Annotated in this window: 13 protein-coding genes; 10 read left to right on the top strand and 3 right to left on the bottom strand. The window is 67.8% G+C overall.

Going from position 1 to position 16,927, the window contains the following annotated elements:
* Positions 1-131 precede the first annotated feature (131 nt).
* The 4 genes from typA to AC1AYX_RS01940 are packed head-to-tail and all read left to right on the top strand — an operon-like array spanning position 132 to position 4,690.
* Positions 132-2,063, top strand: a complete 1,932-nt coding sequence (gene typA, locus AC1AYX_RS01955) for a translational GTPase TypA (protein WP_476501912.1) — start codon at positions 132-134, stop codon at positions 2,061-2,063.
* Positions 2,064-2,067: 4 nt separating this feature from the next.
* On the top strand, positions 2,068-2,523 hold the full coding sequence (locus AC1AYX_RS01950; protein WP_476501911.1) for an alcohol dehydrogenase: 456 nt from the start codon (positions 2,068-2,070) through the stop codon (positions 2,521-2,523).
* Between the two features lie 17 nt (positions 2,524-2,540).
* On the top strand, positions 2,541-3,566 hold the full coding sequence (locus AC1AYX_RS01945) for a prephenate dehydratase (RefSeq protein WP_476501910.1): 1,026 nt from the start codon (positions 2,541-2,543) through the stop codon (positions 3,564-3,566).
* 20 nt (positions 3,567-3,586) lie between these two features.
* On the top strand, positions 3,587-4,690 hold the full coding sequence (locus tag AC1AYX_RS01940; RefSeq protein WP_476502031.1) for a prephenate dehydrogenase: 1,104 nt from the start codon (positions 3,587-3,589) through the stop codon (positions 4,688-4,690).
* Positions 4,691-4,701: 11 nt separating this feature from the next.
* Here the strand turns inward: AC1AYX_RS01940 and AC1AYX_RS01935 are convergent, their stop codons facing one another.
* The 3 genes from AC1AYX_RS01935 to AC1AYX_RS01925 form a co-directional block, all read right to left on the bottom strand.
* Positions 4,702-4,953, bottom strand: a complete 252-nt coding sequence (locus AC1AYX_RS01935; RefSeq protein ID WP_476501909.1) for a DUF6725 family protein — start codon at positions 4,951-4,953, stop codon at positions 4,702-4,704.
* Between the two features lie 90 nt (positions 4,954-5,043).
* Entirely contained in the window at positions 5,044-7,833 is a 2,790-nt protein-coding gene (locus AC1AYX_RS01930; protein WP_476501908.1) for an ABC transporter permease, read from the bottom strand.
* Positions 7,830-8,651 (bottom strand): ABC transporter ATP-binding protein, encoded by an 822-nt coding sequence (locus tag AC1AYX_RS01925; RefSeq protein WP_476501907.1) that lies wholly within the window; start codon positions 8,649-8,651, stop codon positions 7,830-7,832. The genes AC1AYX_RS01930 and AC1AYX_RS01925 overlap by 4 nt, the downstream gene beginning before the upstream one ends.
* Positions 8,652-8,703: 52 nt before the next feature.
* Between AC1AYX_RS01925 and AC1AYX_RS01920 the strand changes: the two genes are divergently transcribed.
* The 6 genes from AC1AYX_RS01920 to AC1AYX_RS01895 all read left to right on the top strand — a co-directional run bounded on the left by AC1AYX_RS01920 (position 8,704) and on the right by AC1AYX_RS01895 (position 16,913).
* The gene (locus AC1AYX_RS01920; protein ID WP_476501906.1) at positions 8,704-9,819 is read left to right on the top strand and encodes a tyrosine recombinase XerC; all 1,116 of its coding nucleotides are present in this window, start codon (positions 8,704-8,706) and stop codon (positions 9,817-9,819) included.
* 264 nt (positions 9,820-10,083) lie between these two features.
* Complete coding sequence (locus AC1AYX_RS01915; protein ID WP_476501905.1) at positions 10,084-11,718, top strand: peptide ABC transporter substrate-binding protein; 1,635 nt, start codon at positions 10,084-10,086, stop codon at positions 11,716-11,718.
* 241 nt (positions 11,719-11,959) lie between these two features.
* Positions 11,960-12,886 carry an ABC transporter permease gene (locus AC1AYX_RS01910; protein WP_476501904.1) on the top strand — a complete coding sequence of 309 codons (927 nt, stop codon included), beginning with the start codon at positions 11,960-11,962 and terminating at the stop codon, positions 12,884-12,886.
* Between the two features lie 19 nt (positions 12,887-12,905).
* Positions 12,906-13,874, top strand: coding sequence for an ABC transporter permease (locus tag AC1AYX_RS01905; protein WP_476501903.1), 969 nt, complete (start codon positions 12,906-12,908; stop codon positions 13,872-13,874).
* Positions 13,875-13,893: 19 nt separating this feature from the next.
* A complete protein-coding gene (locus tag AC1AYX_RS01900) occupies positions 13,894-15,909 on the top strand; it encodes a dipeptide ABC transporter ATP-binding protein (RefSeq protein ID WP_476501902.1) in 2,016 nt (671 codons plus the stop codon).
* A 146-nt stretch (positions 15,910-16,055) separates the two neighbouring features.
* On the top strand, positions 16,056-16,913 hold the full coding sequence (locus tag AC1AYX_RS01895; protein ID WP_476501901.1) for an exodeoxyribonuclease III: 858 nt from the start codon (positions 16,056-16,058) through the stop codon (positions 16,911-16,913).
* The last annotated feature ends 14 nt before the right edge of the window (positions 16,914-16,927 follow it).

The raw sequence follows: 16,927 nt of genomic DNA, 5'->3' as shown, positions 1-16,927 counted from the left end.
GCGGTTTGTGTGCACACACAGGTTGGACCAATCCATGCTGTCCATACTGTCGGGAGGGCGGCGCGCGGGACAGGCCCCGCGCCGCGCGGTTACGCGACAAGAACAAACAGAATCAATCAAGAGAGGTTTCGATGGCGGTTCGCGGTGATATCCGTAATGTGGCGATTGTGGCTCACGTCGACCACGGCAAGACCACGCTGGTGAACGCGATGCTCCAGCAGTCCCACGTGTTCAACGAGCGCGAGGAAGTGCCGGATCGCGTGATGGACTCCAACGATCTGGAACGCGAGAAGGGTATCACCATCCTCGCGAAGAACACGGCCGTCGAGTACACCGGCCCGCTGGCTGCCAAGTACGGCCACCCGGAGGGCATCACCCTCAACATCATCGACACCCCCGGCCACGCCGATTTCGGCGGCGAGGTCGAGCGCGGCATCTCCATGGTCGACGGCGTCGTCCTGCTCGTCGACGCCTCCGAGGGCCCGCTGCCGCAGACCCGCTTCGTGCTGCGCAAGGCGCTCGAGGCGAAGCTGCCGGTCATCCTGTGCGTAAACAAGGTCGACCGTCCGGACGCCCGCATCGAGGAGGTCGTCGGCGAGACCTCCGACCTGCTGCTCGGCCTAGCCGACGACGTGCAGCACGAGGGCATCGATCTCGATCTCGACCAGCTGCTCGAGATGCCGGTCATCTACTGCGCCGCCAAGGCCGGCTACGCCTCCGCCAACCAGCCGGAGAACGGCGGGCTGCCGGACAACGACAACCTCGAGCCGCTGTTCGAGGCCATCATCTCCAACATCCCCGCCCCGGAGTACGAGGAGGGCGCGCCGCTGCAGGCCCACGTCGCCAACATCGACTCCTCCGACTTCCTCGGCCGTCTCGGCCTCGTGCGCATCTACAACGGCACTCTGGAGAAGGGCAAGACCTACGGTCTGAGCCGCGTCGACGGCTCCATCGAGAACTTCCGCGTCGCCGAGCTGCTGCGCACGCAGGGCCTCGAGCGCCAGCCCGTCGAGTCCGCGGGCCCCGGCGACATCGTCGCCGTCGCCGGCGTCAACGACATCATGATCGGCGAGACCATCGTCGACCCGAACGACCCGAAGCCGCTGCCGCTCATCCACGTCGACGACCCGGCCATCTCCATGACCTTCGGCGTCAACGACTCCCCGCTGGCCGGCACCGAGGGCAAGGACCACAAGCTCACCGCCCGCATGATCAAGGACCGCCTCGACCGCGAGCTCATCGGCAACGTGTCCATCAAGGTGCTGCCCACCGACCGTCCGGACGCCTGGGAGGTGCAGGGCCGCGGCGAACTTGCGCTGGCCGTGCTCGCCGAGCAGATGCGCCGCGAAGGCTACGAGCTGACCGTCGGCCGCCCGCAGGTCGTCACCAAGAAGATCGACGGCGTGATCAACGAGCCGATGGAGAACACCACCATCGACGTGCCCGAGGAGTACATGGGCACCGTCACCCAGCTCATGGCCGACCGCAAGGGCCGCATGGACGGCATGACCAACCACGGCTCCGGCTGGGTGCGTCTGCAGTTCACCGTGCCGTCCCGCGGCCTCATCGGCTTCCGCACCGCGCTGCTCTCCGCCACCCGCGGCACCGGCATCTCCTCCTCCATCTCCGCCGGCTACGCGCCGTGGGCTGGCCAGATCACCATCCGCCAGAACGGCTCGATGGTCTCCGACCGCAAGGGCGTCGCCACCCCGTACGCCATGCAGCGTCTCCAGGCGCGCGGCAACTTCTTCGTCGAGCCGCAGTCCCCGGTGTACGAGGGCCAGGTCGTGGGCGTCAACAACAAGCCCGACGAGCTGGACGTGAACATCACGCTCGCCAAGCACATGACCAACATGCGCTCCTCCACCGCCGACGTGCTCGAGACCCTCACCCCGCCGATCAAGATGAGCCTCGAGGAGTCCCTCGACTTCGCGAACGAGGACGAGTGCGTCGAGGTCACCCCGGAGTCCATCCGCGTGCGCAAGATCATCCTCGGCCGCGAGGACTGGTACAAGTGGCGCGCCAAGCAGCGTCGCCAGAACGCCGCCCAGCAGGGCAAGTGACGAAGTGACGGAGCGCGCGAAGACCACGGCCGGCTCCGACGGGCGGCCGTGGTCGCACCGGTTCGGTCCTCTGGGCCGGACCGTCGTCACGTTGCTCGCGGGCGCGGGCGCCGCGTTCGTCGGCACGCTCGCGCACCGCATGGGCGCGGCCTCGAACGTCCCCTACGGGCTTCTGCTCGCGTTCCTCATCATCGCCCTGTCGACATACTGCGCCCGCGCGCGCCAGGGCGTGACCGGCCTCGCCCTGCATCTCATCGTCTCCTCGGCCGTCGCTTGGGGCCTCGCCCTCGTCCCCGGCCCGGGAAGCGACGCGCTCGTCGTCGCCGGATTCAGCACGCCGACCACGTTCTTCAGCCAGCACGCCGGCTACATCTGGCTGTACGGCGTGATTCTCGTGCAGGTCGCCATGCTGGTCCCGCCCGCATCATGGTTCCGCATCCCCGCCCCGAAGGGCGAGTGACGGTACAGTGGTGTCCTATGACACGCGAAACCCTGTTCTATCTCGGGCCGGAAGGCACGTTCACGCATCAGGCGGCCATGGAGGCCGCCGTGCAGCTCGCGGATGAGACGACGGGGGAGACGGGCTTCGACCTCGTCCCCCTGCCCGATGTCCCCGCCATCATGGAGGCCGTCCGCTCGGGCCGCGGCCTGGGCGTCATCGCCTGGGAGAACAACGTCGAAGGCTACGTCGTGCCGAACCTCGACGCGCTCATCGACGCGACCGACGTCGCCGGCCTCGCGCGCGTGCGCGTCGACGTCGCGTTCGACGCGTTCACGCGACGCGGCGACGATCCTCTCGCCGCGCGCGACGCCGGGGAAACCGCCGACGGTGCTGGTTCCGCCGCGATTCCCGTCTCCGCGCACCCGCACGGCCTCGCCCAGTGCAAGCGGTTCATCGCCGACCACCATCTCACGCCCACACCCGCGTCGTCGAACGCGGCCGCCTGCCGCGACCTTCAGCCGGGCGGCGTCGCGCTCGGGCCGCGCATCTGCGGCGAACTCTACGGACTCGACACGCTCGCCGCGCGCGTGCAGGACTTCGCAGGCGCGCACACCGACTTCCTCGTCCTCGGCAGGCGCGACGACGTGCGCGCGTCGAACGACCGCGCACGCGCGCGCGAAACCGACTTCGAGACGATCATCACGTTCATCCCGCTCGTCACCGGCCCCGGCGTCGTCGCCAACGTGCTCGACATCCTGCGCGACGCGGGACTCAACATGACCAGCTTCATGTCCCGCCCCATCAAAGGCGACGACGGCACGTACAGCTTCATCGACACGCTCGACGCCGCGCCGTGGGAGCCGCGCTTCCGCGACGTGCTCGCGACGCTCGCCGCGCACGGCATCTGGCTGAAGACGCTCGCCGTCTACCCGCGGCGCGAACGCTCCAACCCGCCCGTCGAGGCGTGGAGGCTGCCGCAGGGCGGCGTGCATCTCGACGCGACGCGCATCAGCGACGACTGGGAACAGGACGAGACCACGAGGAGGGAACTGCTGTGGTAGACACGACCGCCACGATCGACATGGCCGCCACGACCGCCGGACATCGCACGCCCGCATCCGCCGGGCCGATCGGCATCATCGGGCTCGGACTGATCGGCGGCTCGCTCGCCCGCAGGCTCGTCTCCCGCGGCATCGACGTCGTCGCATGGAACCACCGCCCCCACCCGTACGCCGAGGCCGAGAAGGCCGGCATCCGCTGCGCGCCGACGCTCGACGCGCTCGTCGCCGCGCGACCCTCGACGATCATCCTGTGCAACCCGTTGAAGGCGATGCCCGCCATCCTCGCCGTGCTCAAACCCCTGATCGACGGCACCCCCGGCCTCGATGTGACGCTCACCGACGTGGGCAGCGTCAAAGGCATGGTGCGCGACCAGGTGAAGGCCGCCAGGCTCGGCGACCGCTACGTGGGCGCGCATCCGATGGCCGGCAACGAGCTGTCCGGCTGGGCGGCCGCCGACCCGCACCTCTACGACGACGCCCTGTGGGCCATCACCGTCGACGAGACGACCGACTACCGGCGGTTCCTCGATGTCGCCCGGCTCATCACCGCCGGCGTCGGCGACCGCGTGATCGTCCTCGACGACGACACGCACGACAAGGCGGCCGCGCTTATCAGCCACATGCCGCACGTCGTCGCCACCGCGATGATCAACACGCTCGTCGCCAGCCCCGACCGCAACATCGCGGCCGCGCTCGCCGCGGGCAGCTGGCGCGACATGACGCGCGTCGCCCTGACCGACCCGGACCGCACGCGCGCCATGGTCGAGGAGGACGCCGAGAACGTCGAACGGCTGCTGCGCGACGTGGCCTCCCGGCTGCTCAAGGTCGCGAACCTGCTGCACGGCGAACAGGACGCCCGCGACATCGCCGTCGGCGCGCAGGCCCAGACCGACATGCTCGGCTTCTTCGCCGAAGGCCAGCCGTTCCGCGACTACAAGGCCGCCCAACGCGCCATTGCCGCGCGGCAGGCGGGGGAGCGGGAGCCATATGAGACGGTCGAGCTGCATATCGACCCGGCCGGCGACTGGCGCGGCGAACTGCTCGCCTCCGCCCGTCGCGGCGAGCACATCATCGCCTTCGACGGCCCCGACGCCGCTCGCGCCGAAATCCGCTCCGCCGTCTGACCGGAGTTTCCCTATGGCCTCGTCCGCGGCCGCTCCGGCACCGGTTTCAGCGTGGCGATCGTGTCCGCGTCGATCGTCACGTGCTGCTGCGGGCGCGAGCCGTTCGCGGCCGCGTCGCGCGACAGTTCGAGCGTGCGCCCGTCCCAGCCGAGCACGTGGCCCACGTAGTCGCGGAACTTGGTGCGTCCGTCGGCCGGGTCCACGCCCTCGATGACGCGCACGACGACGCGTGCGCCCGACGGTATCTGCCTCGGCAATGCCATGATTCGTCCTTTCCCCGAAATGATCCGTTGCATGGTCCGTTCCGGACGTCGATGTCCGGTATCTGCCACTGTACTCCCCGATTCCTCCGTTCAGTCCGTCGCCACGGCGTCGAGCACCGGCACCTTCAGCGCGCGTCGCGCCGGCGGCAATGCGGCCACGACGCCCACGAGGATCGACGCGGCGAGGAACACGCCCAATTGGCCCCATGGGACCGACAACCGTTCCAATCCGTTCGACGCGTACACCTCGCGGATCACCGCGCCCGCCGCGACGCCCGTCACGACGCCGAGCAGCGTGCCGAGCACGGCGATCAGCGACGCCTCGATCGCGAGCATGCCGCGCACCTGCCCGCGCGACGTGCCGATCGCGCGCAGCAGGCCGATCTCGCGCGTGCGTTCCGACACGCTCAGGGCGAGCGTGTTCACGATGCCGAACACGGCGATGACGATCGACAGGGCGAGCAGCGCGTACAGGATGATGAGGATCTGGTCGACCATCGTCGACATCGTCGACTTGAACTCGTCGCGGTCCTGCACGGTGATGACGTAGAACGGTTTGACCGCCTTGACGAGACGTTTCTTCACCGCGGCCGTGTCCGCGTGCGGAGCCGCGTTGATGAACAGCATGATCGTGAACATCGTGTTCTCGTTGTTGATCTGCTCCGCGCGCTCGTCATTCATCAGCACCATCGACCGGTAGACGGAGTTCTCGATGACCGCGCCGACCTTCATCTTCACATGCGTGGTCTCGGTGGTCGTGCGCACCAGCGTCGACGGGTCGACCGGCTGCGCCTGCCCGGCCATGAGCTTCGCCTGATAGTCGGCCTGCGCCTTCGCGGTCGCCTCCTCGTCGACGACGACGCGCCGGCCGTTGACCTGCACCGTGTCGCCGACCTTCCAGCCGTTGTCCTGCGCGACGGACAGCCCCACGACGAGTTCGCCGGACCTGAGCGCCCTGTCTGCGTCGCCGGAGTTCGCGACGGGCGCGAACACCTTCGAGAACAGGGACGGCTGTTCGGCGAACGTCATCGCCTGCGCCGCGTCGTCGCCGGAACCGTAGGTGACGCCCATGAGCATGCGGCTCTGCGACACGGAGGCGACGCCCTTGGTCTTCCTGATCGCCGTGACCGCCTCGTCGGGGATGCGACCGGAGGACGCGCTCATCGCGGTGAAATCGGATTTGAGCCCCGTGTCGACGATGCCGGCGACCGATGCCTTCGCCGACGAGGCGACCACGCCGAGGCAGCTGACGATCGCGACGCCGACGAACAGGGCGGCCGCCGTGTTCGCCGTGCGCCGTTTCTGCCGCGTCAGATTGCGCGCGGCGAGACGTCCCGTCACCGGGAACACGTGCGCGGGGACCCATCCGAGCACGACGCCGGCCGGGCCGACCAGCGCCGGCGCGAGCACGATCACGCCGACGACGATGAGCGCCGCGCCCGCGCCGAGCGGCCATCCGACGCCCAACCGCGACGCCAGATCGTTGAGGAACGCGATCGGCGTCGGCTCTCCTCCGTCGCCCGCCGCTGCGATGCGGTGGCAGAAGACCCAGCACAGGGAGCCGAACGCGATCATCGCGGCTCCGGCGACGCCGCGCGGCAGCACCGGCTTCTCCGGGTTCACGGTCTCGTTCATCGCCTGGATGGGCGGCGCGGTCGCCGCCCTGCGCGCCGGCAGCGCCGCGCCGACCAGCGTGACCGCGAGGCCGACGACGAGGCCAACGAGCATGTCCGTCGGGCCCGGATCGGCGGCGCCGGTCATCGGCGTGCCCGCCTGCGCGAGTCCGAACACGATGAGGCGCACCATGCCCCAGCCGAGCGCGATGCCCGCGCCCGAACCGATCAGGCCGAGCAGCAGCGCCTGCACGATCACCGTGGAGAACACCTGCGCGGGGGAGGCGCCCACCGAACGCAGCAGCGCGTAGCCGCGCATCGATTCGCGCACGATCATCGAGAACGTGTTCGCGATGATGAACGAGCCGACGAACAGGGCGATGATGCCGAAGATGAGGATCAGCGGCTGGATGAAGCCCAACTGGTCCTTGATGGACCGCGAGTATTCGTCGCGCAGCTGGTCGCCGGTGATCGCCGTGGCCTTCGCGTCCTTCGGCAGCGCGTCGTCGATGCGTTCGGCGAGCTCCCGCTGCTGCGCGTCGTCGAGGGGAGCGCCGCCGTCGGCGGAACCATACACGCCGATGACCTGGGTGACGCCGATTTCGCCGGTCTGCTCCTGCTGAAGGTCGCGTGCGACCGACGGGGCGAGGCCGATGATGATCGCGCCCGCCTGCGAGACGTCGGTATCGAAGACGCCGACCACCTTCACGTCCTCCGGGCCGGACGGGTAGACGAGCTTCGTCGTGTCGCCCACCGCGAGCCCCGCGGTCTCGGCGGCGAACGCGTGCAGGGCGATCTCGTGACGGTCCTTCGCCCAGCGCCCCTTGGTCAGATGCGTGGACCGCCATGTACCCTGTTCCAGGCCGATGCCCATCGTCGGCGAACCCATCGTGGAGACCGCGTTGCCGTCCTTGGCGACGAGCACGAGCGAACCGGACACGGAATACGTGACGCCCGCTGACTCGACGCCTTTCACCTTGGCGATGTCGTCGGCGAGCGACACGTCGATGTCGTTGTACGTCTTCAACGACGAGGACGAGTCCGAGCCTGTCCCCGTCGTCGCGGCGTCGTCCTTCTTCTCCTTGACGCCGCGCACGTACACGTCGGCGTCGGTGTTCGAGCCGAGCATCTGGTCGACCTGGTCGTTCATCATCGCGCGGAACGCGAACGAACCGACCACGAACGAGACGCCCAACGCGATCGCGATGATCGACATGACGAACCGCGACAGATGCGCCCGCGCGTCACGCAGCCCGATACGGATCATGCGGCCTCCTCGTCCCCCTCCGGTCCCCGCGCCTCGTCGCCTTCGGTGGCGAACTGCGCGAGGATCTCCTCGTACGTCGGGTGCCTGAGGTCGCGGGTGATGCGCCCGTCGGCGAGCACGAGCACGCGGTCCGCGTAGGAGGCGGCGCGCGGATCGTGCGTCACCATGACGATCGTCTGCCCGTACTCGCGCACCGAATCCTTGAGGAATCCGAGCACCTCGCGGCTGGACCGCGAGTCGAGGTTGCCGGTCGGCTCGTCCGCGAAGATCACGGAGGGGCGCGCCATGATCGCACGCGCGCAGGCGACGCGCTGCTGCTGGCCGCCGGACAGCTGGCTCGGCCGGTGCTTCAGGCGCGGGCGCAGGCCCACCACGTCGACGACCTTGTCGAACCATGCACGGTCGATGGGCCGTTTCGCGATCTGCAGCGGCAGGAGGATGTTCTCCTCCGCGGTGAGCGTGGGCACCAGGTTGAACGATTGGAAGATGAAGCCGATCTGGTCGCGGCGCAGCTTCGTCAATTGGCGCTGGCTCATCGACGAGACCTCGAGGCCTTCGACCAGCACACGGCCCGAGGTGGGCGTGTCGAGCCCGGCCATCATGTGCATGAGCGTGGACTTGCCTGAGCCGGACGGCCCCATGATCGCGGTCATCTCGCCGCGCGTGAACGCGACGTCCACATGGTCGAGGGCGGTGACGCGCGCGTCCGCGTCGCCGTATGTCTTCGTCAGGTCGATGGCCCGCGCCACGACCTCCCCGTCGTCGCGTCGTCCGACGTCGTTCCGATTCCCGTTCCGTCGTGCCGCATGTCGTGCCATCGCCGCCCCATTTCCCACTATCGCGAACGGTTATAGTCTATCGGAGAACGGCATGGAGGAAAGGATCGGCATGCGCTTCGACGACCGGTTGCGGGAGTTCCTCGCGTATCTCGGGGCGAACCGCGGGCTGAGCGCGAACACGCTCAAGGCGTACGGGACGGACGTGGGGGAGTGCCTGCATCTTCTGGAACTGCGCGGCGTCGAGGATCTGAACGAGGTGACGCTCGACGACCTGCGCGCGTGGATGGCGCACGAGTCGCGCTCGCACGCGCGCTCCAGCATGGCGCGCAAGACCGTCGCCGTACGCCGGTTCTTCGCGTGGGCGCACGGGCATGACGTGACCGCGACCGATCCGGCCGCCATGCTGATGACGCCGAAGATCCCCGGCACCCTGCCCGCCGTGCTCACCGAAGCGCAGGCGTCCCGGCTCATGGGCGAGGTCGAGGAGCGGGCGCACGGCGTGCCCCGCGGCGCAGGAGACGACGGCGGCGACGGGCGTGCGGCGGCCGGCGGCGTGACGCGGGACGGCGGCGCCGCCGATGACGGAGTCCTTGGCGAGGCAATGCGTCTGCGCGACGCGGCGATTCTCGAACTGCTGTACGCGACCGGCATCCGCGTGGCCGAACTCGTCGGACTCGACCTGACGGACGTGGATTTCGCGAACCGCACCGTCAGAGTCACCGGCAAGGGAAACAAGCAGCGGGTCGTGCCGTTCGGACTGCCCGCGTCGCGCGCGCTGGAATGGTGGATCGGACGCGGCCGGCCGCCCGTCCTTGCGGCGGCCGCGTCGCGCGACGCGCATGGCGCGCGCGGCGACGGACGGCGTTCCGTTCGCGACGGGCGAACGGAAACGGCACGTCGCGACACCGGGCGGGACGCGCGTGCGGACGCCGCGGCCGCGCTGTTCCTCGGCGCGCGCGGCGGGCGGCTCGACCAGCGCATCGTCCGCCGCGTCGTGCACGAGGCGTCGCGGCGCGCCGGCGTGCCCGACGTCTCGCCGCACGCGCTGCGCCACTCGGCCGCCACGCACCTGCTCGACGGGGGAGCGGACCTGCGCGAGGTGCAGGAGATGCTCGGCCACTCCTCGCTCAAGACGACGCAGCGCTACACGCACGTCTCGATCGAACAGCTGAAGTCGCGCTACGCGCAGGCGTTCCCGCGCGCGTGATCCGGGAGCGGCGCGGGCGCGGCCGACGATGTCCGGAATGTGGAACGGCGGCGACGATGACGTGATTCCCGGAGAACCGGGACGGAACCGGCAGGAAACGCCAAGGTCTTTCACCGAATATTCGCAATTCGGTAACACAACGTCTCCGTTCTGCGGCACAATGGGACGCGATCAGCAAGGGGGTTGGCTGGCCGTGAGGCCACCGGCCCCCTTCGCGTGACAGGGCGCGGAACCCCCGCGCCCGGATGAAACAGGAGAATCCATATGAAGAAGAAAGCCTTCGCGATCGCCGCGGCCGTGTGCGCCGTCGCGACCATGCTGGGCGGCTGCGGCTCTTCGAACAACGCCGGCAGCAGCACCGCTTCGAACAACATCATCACCTCGTACGCCTCCGAGCCGCAGAACCCGCTGATCCCGGGCAACACCAACGAGACCGGCGGCGGCAAGCCGGGCGACCTGCTGTTCGCCCGCCTCGTCTCCTTCGACGCCAAGGGCAACGCCTCCAACGAAGTGGCCGAGTCCATCACCCCGAACGACGACGCCACCCAGTACACGATCAAGCTCAAGGACGGCTGGAAGTTCACCGACGGCACCCCGGTGACCGCCGAGTCCTTCACCAAGTCCTGGAGCTACACCGCCAACGCGAAGAACGCGCAGAAGTGCTCCTCCTTCTTCTCCACCATCAAGGGCTTCAACGAGCTGCAGGACGCCAAGAACCTGAAGGGCGACGAGCAGCTCTCCGGCCTCAAGGTCGTCGACGACCACACCTTCACCGTCGACATGTCCCAGCCGGACGCCACCTTCCCGATCAAGGTCGGCTACCTGGCGTTCGCCCCGCTGCCGGAATCCTTCTACAAGGATCCGAAGGCCTTCGGCGAGGCCCCGGTCGGCAACGGCCCGTACAAGTTCTCCAAGTGGGATCACAACAAGGAGATCGACCTCGTCAAGAACCCCGACTACAAGGGCAATGACGTGGCCAAGAACGACGGCGTGACCTTCAAGATCTACACCGACGACAAGGCCGCCTACGCCGACATCCAGGCCGGCAACCTCGACGTGATGGAGTCCGTCCCGGCCTCCGCCACCAAGACCTTCCAGAAGGATCCGAAGGTCCAGGCCTACAACAAGGCCGGCTCCGTCTCCCAGACCTTCACCATCCCGTCCAACCTCGAGCACTTCCAGACCAACACCGAGGAGGGCCAGCTCCGTCGCCAGGCCATCTCCATGGCCATCAACCGCAAGCAGCTGACCGAGAAGGTCCTCGGCGGCGTCGCCACCCCGGCCAAGGACTTCACCTCCCCGCTCACCCCGGGCTACTCCAGCAGCCTCAAGGGCGAGGGCAACCTCGAGTTCAACCCGACCAAGGCCAAGGAGCTGTGGGCCAAGGCCGACGCCATCTCCAAGTACGACGGCCAGCTCACCTTCGCCTACAACGCCGACGGCGGCGCCAAGCCGATCTACGACGCCATCGTCAACCAGCTGAAGAACAACCTGGGCATCGACGCGGCCACCAACCCGATGCCGACCTTCCAGGAGTTCCGTGACGCGGTCACCAACCGCCAGATCAAGGGCGCCTTCCGCACCGGCTGGCAGCCGGACTACCCGTCCGCCGAGAACTACCTGTTCCAGCTGTACGCCTCCGCCGCCGCGGACGGCAACGGCTCCAACGACGGCGACTACAAGAACGCCGAGTTCGACAAGCTGATGGACGAGGCCTACGCCGCCAAGACCACCGACGCCGCCAACAAGATCTACCAGCAGTCGCAGGAGATCCTCCTCAACGACCTGCCGGCCATCCCGCTGTACTACTCCAACGCCGCCGGCGTTGCGAGCACCAGCGTCAAGGGCTTCGAGATGAACTGGCAGAACCTGCCGGTCTACGAGGAGCTGACCAAGTGAGCCTGACGCTCGCCTGATCCGATTCGTCTCTCGAATCGAGACCACAAGGGGACGGAACCCATCCGGGTTCCGTCCCCTTCGTCGTATCCCGTCCACCTGTGATTCATCATTGTGAAACATTCGTGTCGGCACATAGGGTAAACTAACGGGGTACTGAGCGACCGGCCAGGGCGGCTTCGACGCGCCCGAAAGGCGCATCCGAACGGCGTCACGCACCGGTCCGTGAAACAAGGAGAAACCGATGGGCAAATATCTTCTGCGCCGTATCCTGCAGATGATCCCCGTGGTTCTCGGTGCGACGCTTCTGGTCTATGCGCTCGTCTTCGCGCTGCCGGGTGATCCGGTCAAGGCGATGTTCGGCGACAAGCCCGTCAACGAAGCGGTCGCCGCCCAGATCCGCGCCGAATACAACCTCGACAAGCCATTCATCATCCAGTACCTGCTGTTCCTCAAGAACGCGTTCACGCTGGACTTCGGCAACACGTTCGCCGGGCAGCCGGTCATCGACGAGATCGGACGCGCGTTCCCCGTCACCATCAAGCTGGCGGTCATGGCGTTCGTCTTCGAAGCGGTCTTCGGCGTGGTGTTCGGCATCATCTCCGGACTGAAGAAGGGCAAGTGGTACGACTCGGTCATCCTGATCGTCTCCCTGCTGCTCATCTCCGTGCCGACGTTCGTCACCGGCTTCGCCGGCCAGTACTTCCTCGGCGTGCAGTGGAGCCTCATCCCCGTCACGGCCAGTGCCAACCCGACGTTCACCGAGCTGCTCTTCCCGGCGATGGTGCTGGGATCGGTCTCGATGGCGTACATCATCCGACTCACCCGTTCCGAGGTCTCGTCGAACATCGCCCTCGACTATGTGCGCACCGCGCGCGCCAAGGGCATGTCGAACAAGTCAGTGATGGTCCGCCACGTGCTGCGCAACTCGCTCATCCCCGTCGTCACCTACCTCGGCCAGGATCTCGGCGCGCTCATGGGCGGCGCCATGATCACCGAGCAGATCTTCAACATCCACGGCGTCGGCTTCCTCACCTACCAGAGCATCCTCAAGGGCGAAGGCAACCTCGTCGTCTCCATTGTCACGCTGCTGCTGCTCGTGTTCGTGATCTGCAACCTGATCGTTGACCTGCTGTACGCGGCGCTCGACCCGCGCATCCGCTACGAGTGACGAGGGAGGAAAGGACATCATGACCGACGAAACCAAACCCGCCGTCTACGAGACGCTGCCCGGCCAGGAGCGCTACGTCGCCCCGCTCGACGAGACCCCGCTGCAGGCCGTCGACAAGGTCGACGAATCCGCCCCCGCCACGAGCATGTGGGCCGACGCGTGGCGCACGCTGCGCAAGAACCCGCTGTTCATCATCTCCGGCGTGCTCATCGTGTGCATCGTCTTCGTGGCGCTCTTCCCGGGCATCATCACGAAGATCGACCCGAACTACTGCAACCTCGACAACTCGCTCGAGCCCGCCGAGGCCGGCCACCCGTTCGGCTACGACTTCCAGGGCTGCGACGTGTTCGCACGCACCGTCTACGGCACCCGCACCTCGCTGTCCGTGGGCCTGCTGACCACGATTATCGTCGTGGCCATCGGCACGCTCATCGGCGCGGTCGCCGGCTTCTGCGGCGGCTGGGTCGACGCGCTGCTGAGCCGCATCATCGACATCTTCTACTCGATCCCGTTCCTGCTGGGCGCCATCGTCGTCCTGCAGATGTTCCGCACCTCCACCTCCATCTGGAAGGTCGTGCTCGTGCTCGCCCTGTTCGGCTGGGTGTCCACCGCGCGTATCGCCCGCGGCTCGGTGATGGAGGCGAAGAACCTCGAGTTCAACACCGCGTCCACCGCGCTCGGCTCCACGCCGATGAGGAACCTGTTCCACCACATCATCCCGAATGCGCTCGCCCCGATCATCGTCATCGGCACCACGTCCCTCGGCTCCTACATCGTGTCCGAGGCGACGCTGAGCTTCCTCGGCGTGGGCCTGCCGACCACGACCGTCAGCTGGGGCGGCGACATCTCGCAGGCGCAGGTCAACCTGATGACCAACCCGATGGTCCTGTTCTACCCGTCCGTGGCGCTGGCCATCACCGTGCTGAGCTTCATCATGATGGGCGACGCCGTCAAGGACGCCCTCGATCCGAAGAGCCGCACGGCCTGAGTGTGAGGTAGGAAGACAAATGGAAAACACGAACGATGCCAAGATCGTCGAGATGCAGAAGGCCCACGGCCCGCTGCTCGAGGTGAAGAACCTCGCCATCGACTTCACCACCGACGACAAGCGCGCCGTGCACGCCGTGCGCAACGCGTCCTTCTCCGTCTACCCTGGCCAGTGGGTGGCCATCGTCGGCGAATCCGGCTCCGGCAAGTCCACATCCGCCATGGCCGTGCTCGGCCTGCTGCCCGGCACCGGCCACGTGGTCGGCGGCTCCATCAAGCTTGACGGCCAGGAGCTCACGGGCCTGAAGCCGAAGGACTTCGACAAGCTGCGCGGCGACAAGATGGGCCTCGTCCCGCAGGACCCGATGAGCAACCTCAATCCGGTGTACCGCATCGGCACGCAGGTCAAGGAGGCGCTCACCGCCAACAACATGGACGTGGCGCACGAGAAGCGCTCCGCCCTCGCCAAGGCCCTGGCCGGCGAGGAGGCGGACGTCGAGCTCAAGGGCAACGACGACGAGACGTTCGTCGGATCCGCCGAGCTGCCCGCCCTGCTCGACGCCGCCAAGGCCGCGCTGGCCGAGGCCGGCGTCGGCGAGGGGGCGGTCGCCAAGTCCATGGACTACTTCAAGGGCGAGTGGGTGCCCGGCTCCGAGACCCGTTGGCGCGTCGCCGACGACCTCATCAAGGCCGGCGTCGCCGACGACAAGGCATGGGCGATCGCCAAGGCCCACGTCACCGGCTCCACCGTGGACGACCGCATCGCGGGCCTGCTGAGCGAGGCCGGCCTGCCCGACGCGGCCACCCGCGCCCGCCAGTACCCGCACGAGTTCTCCGGCGGCATGCGCCAGCGCGCGCTCATCGCCATCGGCCTCGCCTGCCGACCCGACCTGCTCATCGCCGACGAGCCGACCTCCGCGCTCGACGTGACCGTGCAGAAGAAGATCCTCGACCATCTGCACATGCTCACCGACTCGCTCGGAACCGCCGTGCTGTTCATCACCCACGATCTGGGCCTCGCCGCCGAGCGCGCCCAGCACATCGTCGTGATGTACAAGGGCCAGGTCGTCGAATCCGGTCCGTCGCTCGAAGTGCTCCAGCACCCGCAGCACCCGTACACGAAGCGTCTTGTCGCGGCCGCCCCGTCGCTCGCCTCCCAGCGCATCATCTCCGCGCACGAGCGCGGCGAGGATGCGGACGCGTTGCTCGAGCACCACGTCGTCGGCGAGGAGAAGCTCGAGAAGAGCGAGAACGTCATCGTCGTCGACCATCTGACCAAGGAGTTCAAGCTCCCGCGCAAGAAGGAGATGTTCAAGGCCGTCGACGACGTGTCCTTCTCCGTCAAGCGCGGCTCCACGCTGGCCATCGTCGGCGAATCCGGCTCCGGCAAGTCCACCGTGGCGAACATGGTGTTGAAGCTCCTGACGCCCACCTCCGGCAAGGCGCTCTACGAGGGCAAGGACATCGCCTCCCTCACGGGCAAGGAGCTCCTCGAGTTCCGCCGCCACGTGCAGCCGGTGTTCCAGAACCCGTACGGCTCGCTCGACCCGATGTATTCGATCTACCGTTCCATCGAGGAGCCGCTGCGCATCCACGGCATCGGCGACAAGACGAGCCGCGCCAAGCGCGTGCGCGAGTTGCTCGACATGGTCGAACTGCCCGAGTCCGTGATGACCCGCTACCCGAACGAGCTGTCCGGCGGCCAGCGCCAGCGCATCGCCATCGCGCGAGCCATGGCCCTCAACCCGGACGTGATCGTGTGCGACGAGGCGGTCTCCGCCCTCGACGTGCTCGTGCAGGACCAGGTGCTGCACCTGCTCAACGACCTGCAGGCCGAGAAGGGCCTGAGCTACCTGTTCATCACCCACGATCTGGCCGTCGTCCGCCAGATCGCCGACGAGGTCGTGGTGATGCAGCATGGCCGCCTGGTCGAGCACGCCACCACCGACGAGGTGTTCAACCACCCGAAGATGCAGTACACCCGCGACCTGCTCGATGCCATCCCCGGCGGCAAGCTCCAGCTCGGCCTCGACTGAGCCTTAGTCCTTTCCCTCGGCCCCCTCTGACGAGGGGGCTCCCGGCGAAGCCGGGTGGGGGAGAGATTAGGCATGCATGACGAAAGGCCCCCTCTCACACGAGTGAGAGGGGGCCTTTCGTCATGCATGCCCGTATAGTGAGCCGCATGATCTCCATCACGACATCGAACATGAACGGCATCCGCGCGGCGAAACGCAAGGGCGTGGAGGAGTGGGCGCGACGCAACACGCCCGACGTGTGGTGCATGCAGGAGGTGCGCGCCCCGCAGGCCGAGCTCGACCCGATCCTCGACGGTCTCGCCGCCGACTACGCGGAGGCGGGCCGCGTCGAGGGCCCGGCCGCGCTGCACCGCGTCAACGAGGTGTGCCGCGTCAAGGGCCGCGCCGGCGTCGCCCTGCTCTCCGATCTGGAGGTGACCGCCGTGCGTCACGGTCTGCCCGGCCTCGACGAGGACGTCGATTCGGGCCGTTGGATCGAGGCGGACGTCGTCACCCCGCAAGGCTATTCGATCACCGTCGCATGCGTGTACGTGCACGCCGGCAACGCCGACGACGCGACGAAGATGGCGCAGAAGTTCCGCTTCCTCGACACGATGCTCACGCGCATGGGCGAACTGCGTGACGAGGCGGCGAAGGGCGGACGCCAGGCCGTGCTGTGCGGCGACTTCAACATCGCGCACACGCCGCTCGACATCAAGAACGCGAAGGGCAACGTGAAGCACGCGGGCTTCCTGCCCGAGGAGCGCGCCTACGTGGACCGGTGGCTTGACGAGTACGAGTTCGTCGACGTGATGCGCGACCTCGCCGGCGACATCCAGGGACCGTACACGTGGTGGAGCCAGCGCGGCCGCGCCTTCGACAACAACGTCGGCTGGCGTCTCGACTACCAGTTCGCCACGCCGGAGCTCGCCGAGACCGCGCGCGGATTCGTCATCGACAAGGCGCCCGCCTACGATCTGCGCTGGTCCGACCACGCGCCCCTCACCATCCGCTACGACGTGTGACCTACGGGCAGCCG

Source organism: Bifidobacterium sp. LH_419 (assembly GCF_056356955.1).
The sequence above is the reverse complement of the archived record's forward strand: the minus strand, read 5'-3'. Positions and strand labels throughout refer to the sequence as shown.

Excerpts from the sequence above, each read along its gene's own strand:
- AC1AYX_RS01895 (WP_476501901.1), top strand. The coding sequence starts at position 16,056 with ATGATCTCCATCACGACATCGAACATGAACGGCATCCGCGCGGCGAAA.
- AC1AYX_RS01940 (WP_476502031.1), top strand. The coding sequence starts at position 3,587 with ATGGCCGCCACGACCGCCGGACATCGCACGCCCGCATCCGCCGGGCCG.
- AC1AYX_RS01905 (WP_476501903.1), top strand. The coding sequence starts at position 12,906 with ATGACCGACGAAACCAAACCCGCCGTCTACGAGACGCTGCCCGGCCAG.
- AC1AYX_RS01915 (WP_476501905.1), top strand. The coding sequence starts at position 10,084 with ATGAAGAAGAAAGCCTTCGCGATCGCCGCGGCCGTGTGCGCCGTCGCG.
- typA (WP_476501912.1), top strand. The coding sequence starts at position 132 with ATGGCGGTTCGCGGTGATATCCGTAATGTGGCGATTGTGGCTCACGTC.
- AC1AYX_RS01910 (WP_476501904.1), top strand. The coding sequence starts at position 11,960 with ATGGGCAAATATCTTCTGCGCCGTATCCTGCAGATGATCCCCGTGGTT.
- AC1AYX_RS01935 (WP_476501909.1), bottom strand. The coding sequence starts at position 4,953 with ATGGCATTGCCGAGGCAGATACCGTCGGGCGCACGCGTCGTCGTGCGC.
- AC1AYX_RS01900 (WP_476501902.1), top strand. The coding sequence starts at position 13,894 with ATGGAAAACACGAACGATGCCAAGATCGTCGAGATGCAGAAGGCCCAC.
- AC1AYX_RS01925 (WP_476501907.1), bottom strand. The coding sequence starts at position 8,651 with ATGGCACGACATGCGGCACGACGGAACGGGAATCGGAACGACGTCGGA.
- AC1AYX_RS01930 (WP_476501908.1), bottom strand. The coding sequence starts at position 7,833 with ATGATCCGTATCGGGCTGCGTGACGCGCGGGCGCATCTGTCGCGGTTC.
- AC1AYX_RS01920 (WP_476501906.1), top strand. The coding sequence starts at position 8,704 with ATGGAGGAAAGGATCGGCATGCGCTTCGACGACCGGTTGCGGGAGTTC.
- AC1AYX_RS01945 (WP_476501910.1), top strand. The coding sequence starts at position 2,541 with ATGACACGCGAAACCCTGTTCTATCTCGGGCCGGAAGGCACGTTCACG.